Origin of the sequence: Halomonas sp. BDJS001, assembly GCF_026104355.1 — a bacterium.
Classification (GTDB): domain Bacteria; phylum Pseudomonadota; class Gammaproteobacteria; order Pseudomonadales; family Halomonadaceae; genus Vreelandella.
The window spans coordinates 1,765,714-1,783,619 of sequence record NZ_CP110535.1 but is presented as its reverse complement, the minus strand read 5'-3'; the positions used below and the strand labels follow the sequence as shown (position 1 = coordinate 1,783,619).

General features: G+C 57.7%; 15 protein-coding genes, 1 pseudogene and 1 riboswitch. Of the genes and pseudogenes, 13 read left to right on the top strand and 3 right to left on the bottom strand.

Annotated features, from left to right (window positions below):
* Positions 1 to 103: 103 nt before the first annotated feature.
* Positions 104 to 1,197 (top strand): annotated as a pseudogene (gene queG / locus OM794_RS08045) (tRNA epoxyqueuosine(34) reductase QueG).
* Between the two features lie 13 nt (positions 1,198 to 1,210).
* On the opposite strand, the gene orn reads toward queG, so the two are convergent.
* Entirely contained in the window at positions 1,211 to 1,816 is a 606-nt protein-coding gene (gene orn / locus OM794_RS08040) for an oligoribonuclease (RefSeq protein ID WP_226249737.1), read from the bottom strand.
* Between the two features lie 169 nt (positions 1,817 to 1,985).
* Here orn and rsgA point away from each other — a divergent pair, with 169 nt between their 5' ends.
* From rsgA to asd, 3 genes are all read left to right on the top strand, one after another.
* Entirely contained in the window at positions 1,986 to 3,005 is a 1,020-nt protein-coding gene (gene rsgA, locus OM794_RS08035) for a small ribosomal subunit biogenesis GTPase RsgA (RefSeq protein WP_226249736.1), read from the top strand.
* 18 nt (positions 3,006 to 3,023) lie between these two features.
* A complete protein-coding gene (locus tag OM794_RS08030) occupies positions 3,024 to 3,866 on the top strand; it encodes a sulfurtransferase (protein WP_226249735.1) in 843 nt (280 codons plus the stop codon).
* 184 nt (positions 3,867 to 4,050) lie between these two features.
* The gene (gene asd / locus OM794_RS08025; protein WP_226249734.1) at positions 4,051 to 4,884 is read left to right on the top strand and encodes an archaetidylserine decarboxylase; all 834 of its coding nucleotides are present in this window, start codon (positions 4,051 to 4,053) and stop codon (positions 4,882 to 4,884) included.
* Here asd and epmA read toward each other — a convergent pair.
* Positions 4,881 to 5,861, bottom strand: coding sequence for an EF-P lysine aminoacylase EpmA (gene epmA / locus OM794_RS08020; RefSeq protein WP_226249733.1), 981 nt, complete (start codon positions 5,859 to 5,861; stop codon positions 4,881 to 4,883). The genes asd and epmA overlap by 4 nt on opposite strands.
* 82 nt (positions 5,862 to 5,943) lie before the next feature.
* Positions 5,944 to 6,510: an elongation factor P gene (gene efp / locus OM794_RS08015; protein WP_226249732.1), complete on the bottom strand. Its 567-nt coding sequence runs from the start codon at positions 6,508 to 6,510 to the stop codon at positions 5,944 to 5,946.
* A 164-nt stretch (positions 6,511 to 6,674) separates the two neighbouring features.
* Here efp and epmB point away from each other — a divergent pair, with 164 nt between their 5' ends.
* From epmB to OM794_RS07970, 9 genes are all read left to right on the top strand, one after another.
* Positions 6,675 to 7,709: an EF-P beta-lysylation protein EpmB gene (gene epmB / locus OM794_RS08010; protein WP_226249731.1), complete on the top strand. Its 1,035-nt coding sequence runs from the start codon at positions 6,675 to 6,677 to the stop codon at positions 7,707 to 7,709.
* Positions 7,710 to 7,919: 210 nt separating this feature from the next.
* Positions 7,920 to 8,042, top strand: a riboswitch (guanidine-I (ykkC/yxkD leader).
* A gap of 57 nt (positions 8,043 to 8,099) precedes the next feature.
* Complete coding sequence (locus tag OM794_RS08005; RefSeq protein WP_226249730.1) at positions 8,100 to 9,215, top strand: putative urea ABC transporter substrate-binding protein; 1,116 nt, start codon at positions 8,100 to 8,102, stop codon at positions 9,213 to 9,215.
* Between the two features lie 76 nt (positions 9,216 to 9,291).
* Positions 9,292 to 10,119 carry an ABC transporter permease gene (locus tag OM794_RS08000; protein WP_226249729.1) on the top strand — a complete coding sequence of 276 codons (828 nt, stop codon included), beginning with the start codon at positions 9,292 to 9,294 and terminating at the stop codon, positions 10,117 to 10,119.
* Entirely contained in the window at positions 10,116 to 10,910 is a 795-nt protein-coding gene (locus tag OM794_RS07995) for an ABC transporter ATP-binding protein (protein WP_226249728.1), read from the top strand. The genes OM794_RS08000 and OM794_RS07995 overlap by 4 nt, the downstream gene beginning before the upstream one ends.
* On the top strand, positions 10,907 to 11,644 hold the full coding sequence (locus tag OM794_RS07990) for an urea amidolyase associated protein UAAP1 (protein ID WP_226249727.1): 738 nt from the start codon (positions 10,907 to 10,909) through the stop codon (positions 11,642 to 11,644). Before OM794_RS07995 ends, OM794_RS07990 begins: the two co-directional genes overlap by 4 nt.
* 11 nt (positions 11,645 to 11,655) lie before the next feature.
* Positions 11,656 to 12,297, top strand: coding sequence for an urea amidolyase associated protein UAAP2 (locus tag OM794_RS07985; RefSeq protein WP_226249726.1), 642 nt, complete (start codon positions 11,656 to 11,658; stop codon positions 12,295 to 12,297).
* 239 nt (positions 12,298 to 12,536) lie between these two features.
* Complete coding sequence (gene uca / locus OM794_RS07980) at positions 12,537 to 16,166, top strand: urea carboxylase (protein ID WP_226249725.1); 3,630 nt, start codon at positions 12,537 to 12,539, stop codon at positions 16,164 to 16,166.
* Positions 16,163 to 17,227 carry an isopenicillin N synthase family dioxygenase gene (locus OM794_RS07975; RefSeq protein ID WP_226249724.1) on the top strand — a complete coding sequence of 355 codons (1,065 nt, stop codon included), beginning with the start codon at positions 16,163 to 16,165 and terminating at the stop codon, positions 17,225 to 17,227. The genes uca and OM794_RS07975 overlap by 4 nt, the downstream gene beginning before the upstream one ends.
* Positions 17,224 to 17,901, top strand: coding sequence for a hypothetical protein (locus OM794_RS07970; protein ID WP_226249723.1), 678 nt, complete (start codon positions 17,224 to 17,226; stop codon positions 17,899 to 17,901). Before OM794_RS07975 ends, OM794_RS07970 begins: the two co-directional genes overlap by 4 nt.
* Positions 17,902 to 17,906 lie beyond the last annotated feature (5 nt).

Genomic DNA, 17,906 nt, shown 5'->3' with positions numbered 1-17,906 from the left:
CACATGTTTTGATGGCTGCCAATGCGTTAGCATAGCGCGCTTAATGCCTTGCTGTTGATTGACTATGTCGAATTCCACTTCCTTTGCACGTTCTGATGGTGCAATGACTGACCAGAAACTTGCTCGCCTTGCCGACCTGATTAAAACCTGGGGGCGAGAGCTGGGCTTTCAGCAGGTGGGTATCACCGATACCGAGCTGTCGGCCCATGAAGCTCACCTGGAAGCGTGGCTGGAAGAGGGCTACCACGGTGAAATGGGCTTTATGGCCAAACATGGCACCAAGCGCACCCGCCCCGCAGAGCTGGAACCCGGCACTCAGCGCATTATCAGCGTGCGCATGGATTACCTGCCCGCCGAAGTGGAGAGCACCAAAGTACTCGGCCAGCCCAGCCGCGCTTATGTTTCCCGCTACGCTTTAGGGCGTGATTATCACAAGCTTATTCGTAAACGGTTAGCCCTATTAGCAAAAAAAATTGAGCAGGAAGTCGGTGAGTTCGGCTACCGCGCCTTTGTCGATTCAGCGCCGGTGATGGAGCGCGCCCTGGCGCAAAAAGCCGGGCTTGGCTGGTTCGGCAAAAATGCCATGCTGCTCAACCCCAAGGCGGGCTCGCTGTTTTTTCTTGGCGAGCTGTATACCGACCTACCACTCCCCATTGACGCACCCTTGAGCATGAACACTGCGGTAGCTGCAGCGCCTGCCAAACCGCCTGCCCCACCGGGGCTATCGTTGACGACAAAGTGGTCGACTCGCGCAAGTGCATCTCCTATCTCACCATTGAGTTACACGGGGCGATTCCGGTCGAGTATCGTCGCGCCATGGGCAACCGTATTTACGGCTGCGATGACTGCCAGCTGGTGTGCCCCTTCACTCGCTTTACCCGCACGACCCAGGAAAACGACTTTGCACCGCGCCATGATCTCGATCGTGCATCGCTTATCAGCCTGTTTGCCTGGGGCGAAGCGGAGTTTCTGGATAAAACCGCTGGCAGCCCCATTCGGCGCATTGGTTATGAACGCTGGCTGCGCAATATCGCTATCGGCCTTGGCAATGCGCCCTGGAGCGTTGCGGTAGAATCAGCGCTATGGGCGCGTAGAGCCTATCCCAGTGAGCTAGTACGCGAACACGTCGACTGGGCGCTTGAGGAGCAGCGCCTTAAGCGCGATAAGCGAATTGCTACCGACATCCACTTCTCTTAACTACCCTCCTCAGTCACTCTTCTTCGTCGCGGCTTTGGTCAACACGTAAAAACGTATTGCGATAGTGGGCCAGTTCAGCAATCGACTCTTTAATATCGTCCATTGCCAAGTGCACATTCTGTTTACTAAAGCCTGCCAGCGCACCGGGATTCCAGCGTTTGGCCACTTCTTTTATGGTAGACACATCAAGATTGCGGTAGTGGAAAAAGTTGAGCAACGCAGGCATCTCACGCTCCAGAAAGCGTCGATCCTGGTGGATACTGTTGCCACACATGGGCGACGACCCAGCCACCGCGTACTGCTGCAAAAACGCCAGGGTTTGCTGCTCAGCTTCTGTCGTTTCCACCTTGCTGGCTTTTACCCGTGCTACCAAACCTGATTCGCCGTGGGTTTTCTGATTCCAGTCATCCATCTGCGCCAGCAGGCTATCCGGCTGTTTCACTGCAATCACCGGCCCCTCGGCGACCACATTCAAATCCGCATCTGTAATGAGCGTGGCTACTTCAATAATGCGCTCTTTATTAGGATCCAGGCCGGTCATCTCTAGATCAATCCACACCAGCAGATCATCCCGCGGCGCCGTTTTACCTTCCGCTGTACCCGTTGTTTCGTTGCTCATTACCGTTATTCCTTTGTCCAAATGACCATTAACATCATGCAAGTGTGCCTTAAATAGGCCCACCAAGCAGCTACAAAGGAGAGCGTGGCTACTTGATAGCATCTTTGCTAAGTACAATCACATCGTTGATAGGTACAATGACCGCTATTGTAGCGATCATCAGGTGGTCATGAGCAAACGTAAATTAAGTCGCCAGCAGCAGTGGCGCGTCGAGAAAGTCCAGGCGGAACGTGCCCAGCGCGCTGAAAAGCGCGATGTTCAGGACGCTGAAAAGCTCGCCGCCGGTGAATACGGTGCCGAACAGCCGGGCCGTGTCGTTGCTCACTTCGGGCGTACCCTTGAGGTGCGCAACAGCGACAATGAACCGGTACGCTGCCACTTGCGCGCCAATCTGGACGGCCTGGTCACCGGCGACAGAGTGATATGGCGCGCAGGTCAGGAAGGCTCCGGCGTGGTGGTGGCACGTGAAGAGCGCGACAGCGTACTTAAACGCCCCGACGCCCGCGGCCAGCTCAAACCGGTCGCCGCCAACATTGATCAACTACTGATTGTGTTTGCGGTGGAACCCGCACCCCACGCCAACCTTATTGACCGTTACCTGGTGGCTGCCGAAGCGACCGGTATTGCCCCAGTACTCGTGTTGAATAAAACCGACCTACTGCCAGAAGATGGTGGTGAACTGGGTAAACTACTCGAGCGCTATCGCGATTTGGGCTATCCCGTCGTCCGCACCACCACCGCCACAGAAACTGGCCTAGATGAACTGCGCAGCCAGCTCGAAGGGCGCACCTCGGTATTCGTTGGCCAAAGCGGCGTCGGCAAATCATCGCTGATTGATCTACTGCTACCCGATGAAACCCTACGCATTGGTGCGCTCTCGGAGGACTCCCGCAAAGGGACTCACACCACCACCACGGCACGCCTCTATACCATGAGCCGCGCTGAGGTGGCCGACGGCGATCTCATCGACTCACCGGGTATTCGCGAGTTTGGCCTGGTGCACCTCAACGAGCAGGAAGTCACCGACGGCTTTATTGAGTTTCACGACTATATTGGTTACTGCCGCTTCCGTGACTGCAGGCATCGTAATGAGCCCGGCTGCGCTTTACTCGCGGCGGTCGACGCAGGCAAGATTCATCCAGCACGCTTTGCCAGCTATCGGCGCATTCTCGATAGCCTAGACAGCTAACGCTTACAGGAGTTACCCATGAGTATTGAGCGCCAATCGTCGGAAGCCAACCTGCTGCCGCTAATCGTTGAACCCGAACAACTGCAAGAGCACCTGGATAATCCTGAGCTACTGATTATCGATGTACCGGTCAACGGCGACAGCTATCGCCAGGGCCATGTACCTGGGGCTATTTTTCTAGATTTTCGCTACTTGATGCGCGGCGAAGGGCCTGTGCCCAGCGACGTTCCCAGCGTAGAAGCGCTATCGCAGCTATTCAGCGCCCTTGGCCTGACCCGCGACACCCATGTCGTGGCTTACGACGACGAGGGCGGCGGCTGGGCGGCGCGCCTGCTATGGACGCTGGATCTGATTGGCCATACGCGCTACTCCTACTTGAACGGCGGCATCCATGCATGGCGCGACGCGGGCCTTGAAGAGAGCAGCGAACCGACCGCTCCAACACCCAGCGAATACCATGCGGAGATTCTCAACCCCAATGCTCTGATCACCTGCGACGAGATAAAAGAGAAGCTCGACGATAAGCAGTTTGCGGTATGGGATGCACGCTCCAAGGATGAGTACGATGGGGTGCGCGGTAACAACAAGCACCTGGGCCATATTCCCGGCGCAGTAAACATGGACTGGCTTAACGCCATGGATCGCCATCGTGCACTGCGCATACGCGATTACGCCGAGCTGATCACCGAGCTGGGCGCCCTAGGCCTGACCCCGGAAATGGAAATTGCCACCCACTGCCAAAGCCACCACCGCAGCAGCTTTACCTGGCTGGTGGGCAAGGCGCTAGGCTTTAATATGCGCGGCTACGCAGGCTCCTGGGGTGAATGGGGCAACCGTGACGACACACCGATTGAGAAGTAAAGAACACTCAGCGTAATTGTTTAAAGTAACTGCGCGCTCGACTTAGGGCGCTGGGGACAGGTCGTAGAGGGGGTCATTTGCCATGGATGGCAAATGTAGCGCCCAGGGAAGGGTTCACAGCGCCCCCTCGTAGACCTGTCACCGGGGTAGCCCTACTACAAGCCACTGCCAAAAAGTAACCACTGTGACTCTTTCCCAAAAAGCCTTTTCGCTACTTCAGTATCCATTGCCTCACCATGCGCTCTCGCGCCTGACCGGCAAGTTCGCCCAGTGCGATAACCGCTGGGTGAAAGACACCCTGATCAAAGCGTTTATCAAACGATTTAATGTCGATATGAGCCAAGCGCTGGAGCCCGACCCCACCGCCTACGCCACCTTTAACGACTTCTTCACCCGCGCGCTAAAAGCCGATGCCCGCCCACTGGGCGAGGGCATCCTCAGCCCCGCCGATGGCACGCTCTCCCAGTATGGGCGTTTGCAGGCAGGTCAACTGGTGCAAGCGAAAGGCCACACCTACTCAGCGCAAACCCTGCTGGGCGGCGATACAGCGCTGGCAGAAGAGTTCTTAGGCGGCAGCTTTGCCACGGTTTACCTCTCACCCAGAGACTACCACCGGGTACATATGCCGGTCACCGGCACTCTGAGGGAGATGGTCTACGTACCGGGTCGGTTATTCTCGGTCAACCAAGCCACCGCCAACTATGTACCGGGGCTGTTTGCTCGAAATGAGCGCCTGGTATGTATCTTTGATACCGAACACGGCCCAATGGCCATGGTGCTAGTCGGCGCGATGATTGTCGCGGCTATCGAAACCGTCTGGTCGGGGCAAGTAACGCCGCTTTCGGGTCATCCCCAGCGCATGCAGTTTGGCCAACCGATCACACTGGATAAAGGTGCCGAGATGGGTCGCTTCAAGCTCGGCTCCACGGTGGTCATGTGCTTCGCTAAAACCGTCAACTTCGAAGAGCGTCCTCTTGCAACGATGGTTAGCATGGGCGAATCCCTAGGTGATCATTAACAATTAGGCGTTGAGAACGTAAGCACGTCTTCCAGGCGTGCTTTGCCTAGTGCCAATTGAATAAGTCGATCAATTCCCAGCGCGACACCGGCACCGTCAGGTATCCCATGCTCTAGCGCGGCAAGCAGACGCTCATCGACATCCACTTCCGGCAACCCCAAACGGCGGCGCTCAGCATTGTCTGCAGCAAACCGCGCACGCTGCTCAGCCGCATCGGTCAGTTCATCATAGCCGTTAGCCAACTCAATACCGTTTAGGTACAGCTCAAAGCGAGAAGCCACCCACTCACCGTCAACATCCTGATGGCGGCGAGCCAAGGCCGCCTGGTTGGCCGGGTAATCGACCACCACGCTTAGCTCAGCCTTTCCCAGTTGAGGCTCGATCACCATACTCATCAACAGATCCAGGCACGTTTCGCGCCCCTCACCAGTCAGCGCTTTGGCGGACATTTGCCCACGTTCAGCGGCTAACGAGCGGAGCTTATCCAGTGACGAGGTGAAGGGATCAACTTCCAAGTGAGTATGAAACAGCTCCCGATAGCGGTAATGCACAACCGGGCCGGGGAAGCTGGGCAGTAGCGACATAATGAGAGTCGCGGTCTCATCAATCAACTGATCCAGCGAAAACTGCGGCCGATACCACTCCAGCATAGTGAACTCGATATTGTGGCGGGCGCCGATTTCACCGTCACGAAAACTTCTCGCGAGCTGAAAGATCGATCCACTGCCCGCCGCAAGCAGGCGCTTCATATGGAACTCAGGGGAGGTTTGTAGCCATAGTTGACGCTGCCCCTTGTCTGTCCGCGCCAAGGTGTGCAGTGATACCAAGTGCACATCCGTGCTGCCTCCCTGCCCCAATACAGGGGTTTCCACTTCCAGCACGTCACGCTGGGCAAAAAAAGCCCGCACTTTGGCCATTAACCGCGCCCGTTCGCGCAGCGTTTCTAAAGACGCTGAGGGTTGCCAATCAATGGCCATGACGACTCCTTGGAAAAACCACCATAGTAATGGCCACGCACAAAGCGTGGCCATTAATACATGCAAGCGCTCTGAAAAGCGATCAAGCGCGGGAGACGTACTCCCCACTGCGGGTATCGATTTTCAACACTTCACCCTGATTAATGAAGAGCGGCACACGCACCACTGCACCAGAAGACAACGTCGCAGGCTTAGAACCACCCTGTGCCGTATCGCCTTTCAGACCGGGATCTGTTTCCACGACTTCCAGCTCGATAAAGTTCGGTGGCGTCACGGAAATGGCCTTATCATTCCAAAGCGTAATGATATAGGGCACCTGCTCTTTCAGCCACTTGATGCTATCGCCTAGTGCTTTTTTCTCTACCGCATACTGCTCAAACGAGCCGTCAGTCTTCATGAAGTGCCACATATCTCCATCGTTGTAGAGATACTCCATCTCCAAATCCATGACATCGGCACCTTCCAGCGAGTCACCGGATTTGAAAGTCTTCTCACCTACGCGGCCCGTCATCAGGTTGCGCAGCTTAACGCGGTTAAACGCCTGCCCCTTACCGGGCTTGACCAGCTCGTTCTCAACGATCGAACAAGGATCGCCATCAAGCATTACTTTCAGACCGGCCTTGAATTCGTTGGTAGAATAGTTCGCCATAATGTCTCTCAATCATCCATTTCAGTTATTTGTTTCAACAGGTGCTGCGCGAAGCCATACGCTGCCGCCGTCAGCAGGTTTATATGCCAGCAGCTATATACCAGCAGCGTTGCCAATGGCGTCGTTAAATAAGTGCGCGCATGATAACCCGAAGGAGGGCTTTTTTGCAGGAGAACATCATTATTGCCGCGTCTGAAACGCAAAGCCATCGCGACTCACTGGCGGATTCCACTTGGCAGCAGCAGCTTGCCCATGCCATTCGCGACCCTCAGGCACTATGCCAACGGCTGGGGCTCAGCAGCGAATGGTTGCCCGGCGCCAAGTTAGGCCACGAACTGTTTGAGGTATGCGTACCTGAGGCGTATCTCAACAGAATAGCCTATGCCGACATAAACGACCCATTGTTGCGCCAAGTGATTCCGCTAGGCGAAGAAGCGCTAACGCCTAAGGGCTACGTCGCTGACCCCCTGGAAGAGGCCGCACACCGGCCCGCTAAAGGGCTGATTCATAAGTATTCGGGCCGGGTGCTGCTGATCGCCAGCCCTAACTGTGCCGTTAATTGTCGCTACTGCTTCAGGCGCCACTTTCCCTATAGCGACAATTCGCCTTCCAGAGCGCAGTGGCAGGAAGCGCTCGACTACTTACGCAAAAACGCCACGATTCACGAGGCGATTCTTTCTGGCGGCGACCCGCTAGCAGCCAACGACCGCCAACTGGCCTGGCTGGTCGAACAGTTGGAAAACATCCCGCACCTCCAGCGGCTGCGCATTCATACCCGCCTGCCGGTGGTGATTCCTGACCGGGTCGATGACGCCCTGCTCGGCTGGCTAACCTCGACACGCCTGCAAAAAGTCGTGGTACTGCATATCAATCACGCCAAAGAAATCGACCAAGCCGTCATCGATGCCTGCGCGCGACTTAAACAAGCCGGGGCGACGCTACTTAATCAAAGCGTGCTGCTGCGCGGCGTTAACGATGACATAGCCACTTTGGCGGCGCTGTCGGAACGGCTGTTTGAAGCAGGTGTACTGCCCTATTACCTACATGTATTAGACCCCGTGCAAGGCGCTGCGCATTTTGACGTATCCGATTGTGAGGCGCGTGAGTTGGTAACTCAGCTACGTGACCACCTTCCAGGATTCTTAATGCCACGCTTGGTGAGGGAAATTCCTGGTAAGGGCAGTAAAACGCCTCTTTGAAGCTGACTAAACGACACAAACCAGTGCAGAAGCCCACTTTTTCGCACCATTGAGATGCATTCAGCAAACCATGCCACTGCAGCTCTGTAGGCTTCTGCTCTGTAATTATCTGAAACGGAAAGATTTAGATTGAATCGGCCACGATTTTGCCTTGTAGCTAAGCGTAACAAACGGGGTATCGGCAGCTAACGCTGCCACACAATTTAGTTTCCAATAGATCGCTAGGGTTCCGACACCATCAATTTATAACCCCCGATGGCTGTGGCTGGTCCGAGAGCAATCGACCTAACGCTCAGGCGTTAGGTTACACGGCGGGACAAAAGCCCGGGAGGATAAGGTGCAGTGATGCGCCGATGCCCCCGAGTTTTCTCTTAGCCGCTGGAGGCTGTTATGACCCGTTGCAAGCGCATTCCCCCAAATTGTGTATCCCCAAAGCGTACTTCAAAAAGTTTATCCCTTGCGCCGCTATCGGCTGCCCTGGTGATAGCCGCTCTTACCTCCCCACTCTCAGTTACTTCTGCCCAAGCCCAAGAGCGCGATGAATTCAGCGTCTGCTGGTCAATTTATGCGGGCTGGATGCCCTGGGCCTACGCCGATGTTGAAGGCGTCGTCGACAAATGGGCCGACGAGTACGGCATCAGCATCGATGTAGTGCAGGTAAACGACTACGTAGAGTCGATCAACCAGTTCACCTCCGGCAATGTGGACGGCTGCGCCATGACCAATATGGACGCTCTAACCATTCCTGCGGCCAGCGGCGTCGATTCGACTGCCTTGATCATCAATGATTACTCTAATGGCAACGACGGTATCGTGCTGAAAGGTAGCGACGACCTAGCGGATATCGCGGGCCGCCAGGTCAATCTCGTTCAGTTCAGCGTCTCTCACTATTTTCTGGCCCGGGCGCTCGAAAGCGTTGGCTTGACCGAGCGCGATATCGAGACCGTGAACACCTCTGATGCGGATATTGTTGGCCTGTTCTCTAGCGACACCACCGAAGCCGTGGCCGCCTGGAACCCACAGCTAAGCGCTATTGCTGAGATGCCCGACAGTAACGTGGTGTACACCTCAGCGGAAATCCCCGGTGAAATCCTCGACATGATGGTCGTCAACACCCAAACCCTGGCGGACAACCCAGAACTTGGTCATGCCCTGGTAGGCGCTTGGTACGAAGTGATGGACTTGATCGAAGCAGACGACGAGAACGCGCTGAGCATTATGGCTGACGCTGCAGGCACTGATGTGGAGGGCTATCGTAATCAGTTAGACGCCACCTACCTCTACACCGACCCTGCCGAAGCTATCGAGTTGATGGAGAACCCCGAACTGCTTGACACCATGGAGCGCGTCGCCGAATTCAGTTTTGAGCACGGTCTACTCGGCGATATGGCCCCCAATGCAGGCGTGGTCGGCATCGAAACCCCCAGTGGCGTATTCGGCGATGAGAGCAATGTGCAACTGCGCTTCGACCCTAGCTTTACCCAAGCTTACCTTGATGCTCAGTAACAGGTTCCTCCTGCATTAGCGCGATGGGAGCGGCGCCAGCCGCTCCCTCTGCACTCATCTTCTGTGGACATCCGCCATGAAGCGATTGATTAACCTAGCGCCCTCCCGGGGCAGCCGCTGGCTTTTAGGTCTACTGCCTTTTTTGCTACTGGCGATGCTGTATATGAGCCTCTCCAATGCAAGGTTGACGGAAAATCCTGATGATCGCCTGCTGCCTACGCCCTCGACCATGGCCAACACTTTTTACCATTTAGCCACCGCTGAGAACGTGCGTACAGGGGAGGTGGTGCTGTGGACAGACACCTTCGCAAGCCTTGAGCGCATTCTCGTTGGCGTGGGAATTAGCGCCTTCATCGGCCTGGTAGTGGGCATTTTGAACGGCGGTATTCCCCTCATCCGGGCCAAACTCTCGCCGCTGGTCACCGTTGCGTCGCTCATCCCGCCCATGGCGATACTGCCCATTCTGTTTATCGCCTTTGGTACCGGCGAGGCCGCCAAAATCGCGCTGATCGTCATCGGGGTCACGCCGTTTCTAATTCGCGATCTGCAGGGTCACGCCCTGCGGCTGCCCGACGAACAGTTGATCAAAGCGCAAACCCTGGGCGCCAGCTCCTGGCAAGTGTTGTTGAGAGTCCTGCTGCCACAACTGACCCCACGGCTATTAAACGCCACCCGTCTGGCGCTGGGCAGCGCCTGGCTGTTTTTGATCGCCGCCGAAGCCATTGCCGCCCAAGAGGGGCTTGGCTACCGTATTTTCCTGGTGCGCCGCTACTTATCGATGGACGTGATTCTGCCCTACGTGGCGTGGATTACACTGCTGGCGTTTCTCCTTGACCAGCTTCTCGCCTGGACATCGCGTCTTGCCTTTCCCTGGTACCACGCTGGTGAAGGAGGCAAGTCATGACCCTGCTGTCCGCCAAACGCTTGGAAAAACACTACGGCCACCACGTCGTGCTGGAGAATCTCGATTTCAGCGTCGAACAGGGGGAGTTCGTCACGCTGGTTGGCGCCTCTGGCTGCGGTAAAACCACATTTTTGAAAATGTTGCTAGGCACCGAAGCCAAATCGAAAGGCCATCTACTGCTGGACGGCAAGCCGATTCCCAATGAACCCGGCCCCGACCGCGGCGTGGTGTTTCAGAAGTACTCCGTCTTCCCGCACCTGACCGTGCTTGGCAACGTGATGATGGCCGACGAGTTACATAGCGCCAAGCTACTGGGTAAAAGCTTCGGTGCCGCCAAGCGCCGCGCGATAGAAAAAGCCCGCGCCCGCATCGACGAAGTGGGCCTGGGCCACGCGCTCAAAAAATACCCCCATGAGCTTTCCGGCGGTATGCAGCAGCGCCTGGCCATTGCTCAGGCATTGATGATGCGGCCGCGTATTTTGCTGCTCGACGAGCCTTTTGGCGCGCTTGACCCAGGCATTCGCCAGGACATGCACGTGCTGATCGACCGCCTGTGGCAAGAGCAGCAGTTGACCATCTTTATGATCACCCACGATTTGAAAGAGGCCTTCGAGCTGGGGACTCGGCTGTGGGTATTCGATAAAACCCGCCACGACCCCCAGGCGCCGGAAGCCTATGGTGCCACGATCACCTACGACTTGCCCATTTCACGCGACCGCCCTTCGAACGAGCTCAAAGAAGCGCTTCACCAGGGCGGACTGCACACTCACATCCAGGAGACGCTGCGATGACAAACGCTGTCATGAATCGCCAACCCGACTACGCCACCCACTTACCCGGCGGGCATCACTGGTCGCTGCGCCTGCGCCGCGGCACCACTCTTACGCTGACGGCCAAACAGGCCGACAGCAACGTGGGACTTTTGTGTTACAACCCGGAAAATCTGCTGGAGCGCTTGAACCTGCCGGATACCTTGAAGTGTCAGCACACCTTCAAGCTTACCCAGGGCCACTGCCTCTACTCGGACATGGGGCGTATTTTTGCCTCGATGACCCATGACGATCTGGGTTGGCACGATAGTGTTGGCGGCAACCTGATGCCTCAACACTTGCTGAACAAAGGCTGGCAGCCGGTGAGCTATCAGCAGGCGCACAACCACTGGACGCGCACCGGCTTCGACGCTTTTTTGGTCGAGCTTGCCAAGTACGGCCTCGGACGTCGGGATATGGCGGCCAACCTCAATCTTTTCTCCCGTGTAGAAAGCGACGACGAAGGCAAGCTGCGCTATGTGCCCGGCCACTGCCAGCCGGGCAACAGTGTCACGCTACGCTTCGAGATGGATACCCTGGTGCTGCTACACACCTGCCCGCACCCGCTGGATCCCGCCGCAGACTATCCACGGCGCGGCGTCGATATCGCGCTAGGCACCGCCGCAGCCCCCACCGAGGACGACCCCTGCTACCGCTCGCGGCCCGAAAACGCCCGCGGTTTTGCCAACAACCGCCTTTACCACCTCGGCCTATAAGGGAGAATCCCATGATCATCGAAAGCCCCCTACGCCCCGAAAATGCCGTCAGCCGGACTACGGTGAACGCGGGCGACCACTACATCGGCACGGTCAAGCGTGGCCAAACCCTGCGCATTCTCGATTTAGAGGGCAACCAGGCCGCCGACACCCTGTTCTTCAGTGCCGATGACACCGCCGAACGCTACAGCGCCATGGATACCGTTCGCGAACAGGGAGCCGTCTACCTGACCGCGGGCTCCAAGCTGCTCTCCAGCGAAGGCCGCACGATGCTGACGCTAACCGCCGACACCTGCGGCCGCCACGACACCCTGGGCGGCGCCTGCGCCAGCGAAAGCAACACCGTGCGCTACGACCTGGAAAAACGCCACATGCACTCCTGCCGCGACAACTGGATGCAGGCCATTGCCAATCATCCAGAGTACGGCCTGACCAAGCGCGACATCACCCACAACATCAACTTCTTCATGAACGTGCCGGTCACTGCCGACGGCGGGCTGACCTTCGAAGACGGCATCTCGGCACCGGGTAAATACGTGGAGATGGTCGCCGAGATGGATGTCATCGTGCTGATCTCCAACTGCCCTCAGCTCAATAACCCCTGCAACGGCTACAACCCAACACCCATCGAGCTGTTGGTTTGGGCCAGCTGAGTAGTGACGGGAGAGTTTGGCTGGTCAGAAGCAACGCGGAAACGCTGTAAACCCATCGGTTTTTTCATCTGACCGCCATGGATGGCGGGAATGCCGAAACTGGATGGATCAGGTTTCGGCCCTGAAAAAGACGTTCCGCTTATGCTCCTGACCAGCCATGGCGCTTCGGTAGCCCTGGAGACGACTCCGGAAGGCCTATTATTCCGCGGGACGACCCGCCTTTGTTTGCAGGCAGTGCCATGTCCATGAATACAACGTTTAGCAAAGTCCTAATTGCCAATCGCGGCGCCATTACCGCACGCATTTTACGCACGCTGAAAGCCCTCGGTGTGGGCAGCGTGGTGGTTTACGCCGATGCGGATCGCGATGCTCCCTATGTCCACCAGGCCGACGAGGCCTACTCACTAGGGGACGGCGGCGCCAGCGACACCTATCTCGATATCGACAAGCTAATAGCCATTGCCAAGCAGAGCGGCGCCCAGGCAGTACACCCAGGCTACGGCTTCTTGTCAGAGAACACTCGCTTCATCGCTGCCTGCGACGCCGCGGGGCTGACCTTTTTAGGCCCTACCGCCGAACAGATCGAGCAGTTTGGCCTCAAGCATAGAGCGCGTGCGCTGGCCGAAAGCGCCGGTGTGCCCCTTGTGCCGGGTTCCGGGCTACTTGAAAGCATCGATCATGCTCTAACAAGCGCCGAGCGGATAGGCTATCCGGTCATGCTCAAATCCACCGCTGGCGGTGGCGGCATCGGCATGCAGATTTGCCAAACGCCCGCCGAGCTCCAGCACGCCTTCGACTCGGTCAAAGGCCTCAGCGAGCGTAATTTCGGCGACGGCGGCGTGTTTCTGGAGGCCTATATCGCCCGCGCTCGTCATATCGAAGTGCAGTTGTTTGGCGATGGCCAAGGCAGTGTGGTGGCGCTCGGCGAACGGGACTGCTCCACCCAGCGCCGCCATCAGAAGGTGCTCGAAGAGTGCCCTGCCCCCAACCTGCCGGAACAGGTTCGCCAGGCGCTGCAAGAGACGGCCGTTCAGTTGGGCAAAGCGGTCAACTACCGCAGTGCGGGTACCGTCGAGTTCATCTACGACACCGAGCGCCAAGCGTTCTATTTTCTGGAAGTGAATACCCGCCTGCAGGTGGAGCACGGCGTCACCGAGATGGTGTACGGCATCGATATCGTCGAGTGGATGATCAAACTGGGCGCAGGGGAGCTGCCTGCTCTCGAAGCGCTGACCCAGAATCTCACCCCCAGCGGCCATGCCGTTCAGGCGCGCCTCTACGCCGAAGACCCCGCCCACGATTTTCGTCCCAGTGCCGGGCTGCTCACCGACGTCGATTTCCCCCGGGCCGACGGTCTGCGCATCGATCACGCCATCGAAGCCGGGATGGACGTCTCCGCGCTGTTCGATCCCATGTTGGCGAAAGTGATCGTTCATGCCGACAGCCGCAACGCCGCGATCGAGCAACTCGCGGCAACGCTCGATACCGCGAGTGTTTATGGCATCACCACCAACCGCACTTGGCTGGCCCACGTGCTGCGCGCCGAGCGGTTCCAACATGCCGACCTGGATACGTACTGGCTGACCACCCTAGCGTGGTCGCCGCCCGTCATAGAAGTGATCGCCCCTGGCACGATGACGACGATTCAGGACTTCCCCGGTCGTCAAGGGCACTGGGACGTAGGCGTACCGCCCTCGGGGCCATTCGATGACTGGTCGTTTCGACTCGGCAACCGCCTGCTGGACAACCCCACCGATGCCGCCGGGCTTGAAATCACCCTGACCGGCCCAACGCTTCGCTTTCACCGTGCCACCCAGATCGTGCTGGCAGGTGCCGAACTCCCCGCCACGCTAGATGGAGACGAAGTCACCTTCTGGCAGATCGTGGATATCCCCGCCGGTGCTACGCTAGCGTTGGGCAAGGCCGCAGCGGGCGCTCGCGCTTATCTATTGGTACGCGGCGGCATTGCCTGCCCACGATACCTTGGTTCCCGCAGCACCTTTACGTTAGGCCAGTTCGGGGGCCACGCCGGTCGCGCACTGAGAAGCGGCGACATGCTCGATTTACCCCCGCACTCACCCACGCCCCCTGCTACGCTCGATGAGGCGCTGGTACCTGCCTTCGGCCATCGAAACGGCGGTAAAATCTGGCAAGTAGCGGTGCTGTACGGCCCCCATGGCGCGCCGGACTTCTTCACCGATGAGGATATCGAGCGCTTTTTCGATCACGAGTGGGAAGTCCACTACAACTCCAGCCGCACCGGGGTTCGTCTGATTGGCCCAAGGCCGGAGTGGGCCCGCGCCGACGGCGGCGAAGCGGGCTTGCACCCCTCCAACATTCACGATAATGCCTACGCCTTTGGCACTATCGACTTTACCGGCGACATGCCGGTCATTCTGGGCCCCGATGGCCCTTCACTTGGTGGCTTCGTCTGCCCCGCCACCGTCATCCGCGCCGAACGGTGGAAGCTGGGGCAGCTCGCCGCAGGTGACACGGTACGCTTCGTTGCGGTCAGCCTGACCACCGCTCGCCTCCTCGAAGAGCGCCAGTTGCAGCAGTTGGCGTCTCTCAGCGCTGTGACTGGCGAAGACATCCAGCCTGAACGCGACACCCCCATCGTCCGTGACGTTCCCGCCGCGCAGGCCGGCGAGCGCATCGTCTACCGCCGCGCCGGGGATGATTTCCTACTGATCGAGTTCGGTGCCATGGAGCTGGATATCGCGCTGCGCTTTCGGGTTCACGCCTGGATGCTATGGCTAAGAGAGCACTCGCTGCCCGGTCTGCGGGAAGCGACGCCCGGGATTCGTTCGCTGCAGATCCACTACGAGCCACTGGAACTGACGCTGGATGATCTCCTCGCACATCTGCAAAAGGCAGAGCAGGCGCTCATCGATGTGGAGTCACTGGAAGTGGAGTCGCGGGTGGTGCATCTGCCGCTCTCCTGGGACGACCCCGCTTGCCAGGAAGCCATCGACAAGTACCAGCGCAGCGTTCGCCCGGACGCGCCCTGGTGCCCCAGCAACCTGGATTTCATTCGCCGCATCAATGCGCTTGAAAGCGAGCAGCAGGTGCGTGATATCGTCTTCGATGCCCGCTATCTCGTCATGGGGTTGGGAGACGTCTACCTGGGCGCCCCCGTTGCCACACCACTCGACCCGCGCCAGCGGCTGGTCACGACCAAATACAACCCCGCCCGCACCTGGACGGCAGAGAACTCCGTAGGCATTGGCGGTGCCTATCTATGCGTTTATGGCATGGAAGGCCCCGGCGGCTACCAGTTCGTCGGCCGCACGTTGCAAATGTGGAACCGCTACCGCTCCACGGCGCACTTCGAGAACCCTTGGCTGTTGCGCTTTTTTGATCAACTGCGTTTTCATGAGGTCAGCCACGAAGAGCTTGTGCAAATCCGCTGCGACTTCCCCCACGGTCGCTACGACCTATCCATTGAAACCGCACGATTTCGCCTAGCGGACTACCAAGCCGAGATCGATAAAAATGCCGAGGCGATTGAGACCTTCCGCACCAAGCGTGAAGCCGCTTTCCAGGCAGAAATGGCCGCTTGGCGGGCCAACGGTCAGTTCACCTTTGAAGATCGAGCTCCGGAAAGTGCCGACGTCGCGGCGCTCGATGACAGCGAAATCGGTATCGAAAGCCCCGTCACGGGCAGCCTTTGGAAGCTGCTGGTCAAGGAAGGTGATCGGCTCACGGCCGGCCAACCGGTAGCTCTGGTGGAGTCGATGAAAATGGAAGTCGAGATCACAGCCCACTGCGCGGGCCGCGTTGTTCGCTTACCCCTTTCTGAGGGCGCTTCAATCGCGCCGGGACAACCGCTTGTGGTACTCACCAGTGAACAGGAGGTAAGCGCATGAGCCAGATCAACGCCGATCAGCGATTAGCTGACTTTCAAGCAATACCTGTTATCGACATTAGCGGTTTACTCCATGGTGATGCAGCAGCACGCCAAGCGGTTGCTGATACCCTGGGTCACGCCGCGCGGGAAGTGGGTTTCTTTCAAATGGTGGGTCACGGGATTGATCACCCACTTCGCAAGGGTTTAATTACCCAAGCCAAACGTTTCTTTGCTCAACCTGACGCCACCAAAATGGAGCGCTACATCGGCCTATACCATCATCACCGCGGCTATGTTCCTCCCGGTGAAGAGTCACCAGACCCTAAAAAGCCTGATATGAAAGAGGCATTTGATCTTGCCTTTGAACTGCCCGCTAACGACCCTGAAGTGTTAGCGGGTACGCCACTCCTCGGGCCCAACCCCTGGCCCGATCTTGACGGTTTCCGCGAACCGGTCGCCGCTTACTATGATGCTGCTTACCAAGTGGGCCGCACGCTGATGGGCGGCTTTGCGCTGGCCTTAGGGCTTGAAGAGCAGCAGCTACTGCGCCACGTCAACAAACCGCCCAGCCAGCTGCGATTGATTCACTACCCTTATAATCCCGAGGCTAAAGACACCCAAGGCATCGGTGCCCATACCGACTACGAGTGCTTTACCTTGTTGCTCCCCACCGCGCCGGGGCTTGAGGTCATGAACGGCGCGGGCGAATGGATTGATGTGCCGTATAAAGAGAATGCATTAGTCGTTAATATTGGCGATATGCTGGAAATTTGGAGCAACGGCGAGTTTGTGGCGACCTCCCACCGGGTGCGCAAAGTAAAAGAGGAGCGCTACTCCTTTCCGCTATTTTTCGCCTGCGATTACCATACTGACGTCGCGCCGCTGCCCGAATTAGTCGAGCGACACGGAAAAGCCCATTACGCATCGCTTAAAGCGGGCGATCATCTTTATGCCCAAACTATCCAAACCTTCCGCTATCTGCGCGAGCGTTTAGCAAAGGGTCAGGTTGCGCTTCCCGAAGGAGCCCGAGAAGTAGGTAGCCTGGGGCAGCACGGCAAACATAAGGAAGACCCCTTATGAATGTCGACTTACCTGCCACACCTCAAGCGTTTCGCGGCGTATGGCAGCGCACGCTCTACGCCGAACCCGCTAAAGAGCCCTACCAACAGGCCGACACCACTACTCAGGTTTATTGGATTCAGGGCAAACACTGGCATGCCGACCTGCGCCTGCCTACAGACTCGCCTGACTTTGCAGGTATCACCGGTTTAGACGACTGCAATCGTCGCCAACTAGAGTGGCTGGCGGGACTCACCGCTTTTGCGGGTATTACCCAGATCGATAGTGAGCTAGGACTGTGCACCTGGCATCGCTACCAAGACCTTTGCCCCAGCCTGGAACGAGATGTGGGTCTACTGCGCTGGATTGATGGCAATATTTTAGAAGAGCGACACCCACATGGTCAGTACGTTGAGCACTGGCAGCGGCTTGCCAATGATGCCGTTGAAGAGGTGATTCAAACAGATAAGCAAGGCCAACTGCGCTGGCTGCAAATCGGCGACCACGCTATGGCAATTACCCCTCGCCCTTGGGCAGATAGTGCAGACGCACTATTTACCCCAATCAGCAGCTTAACTGACAGCGCTCTTCGCTGGCGCGCCAGCCTGTGCTTTGACTACTTAGAGCGTAGCCAAGGTGGTTGGCGAGTAGTGCTATCTACCCACCCCTGGCGGAAGGGGCAACACGTAAAATAAGGATG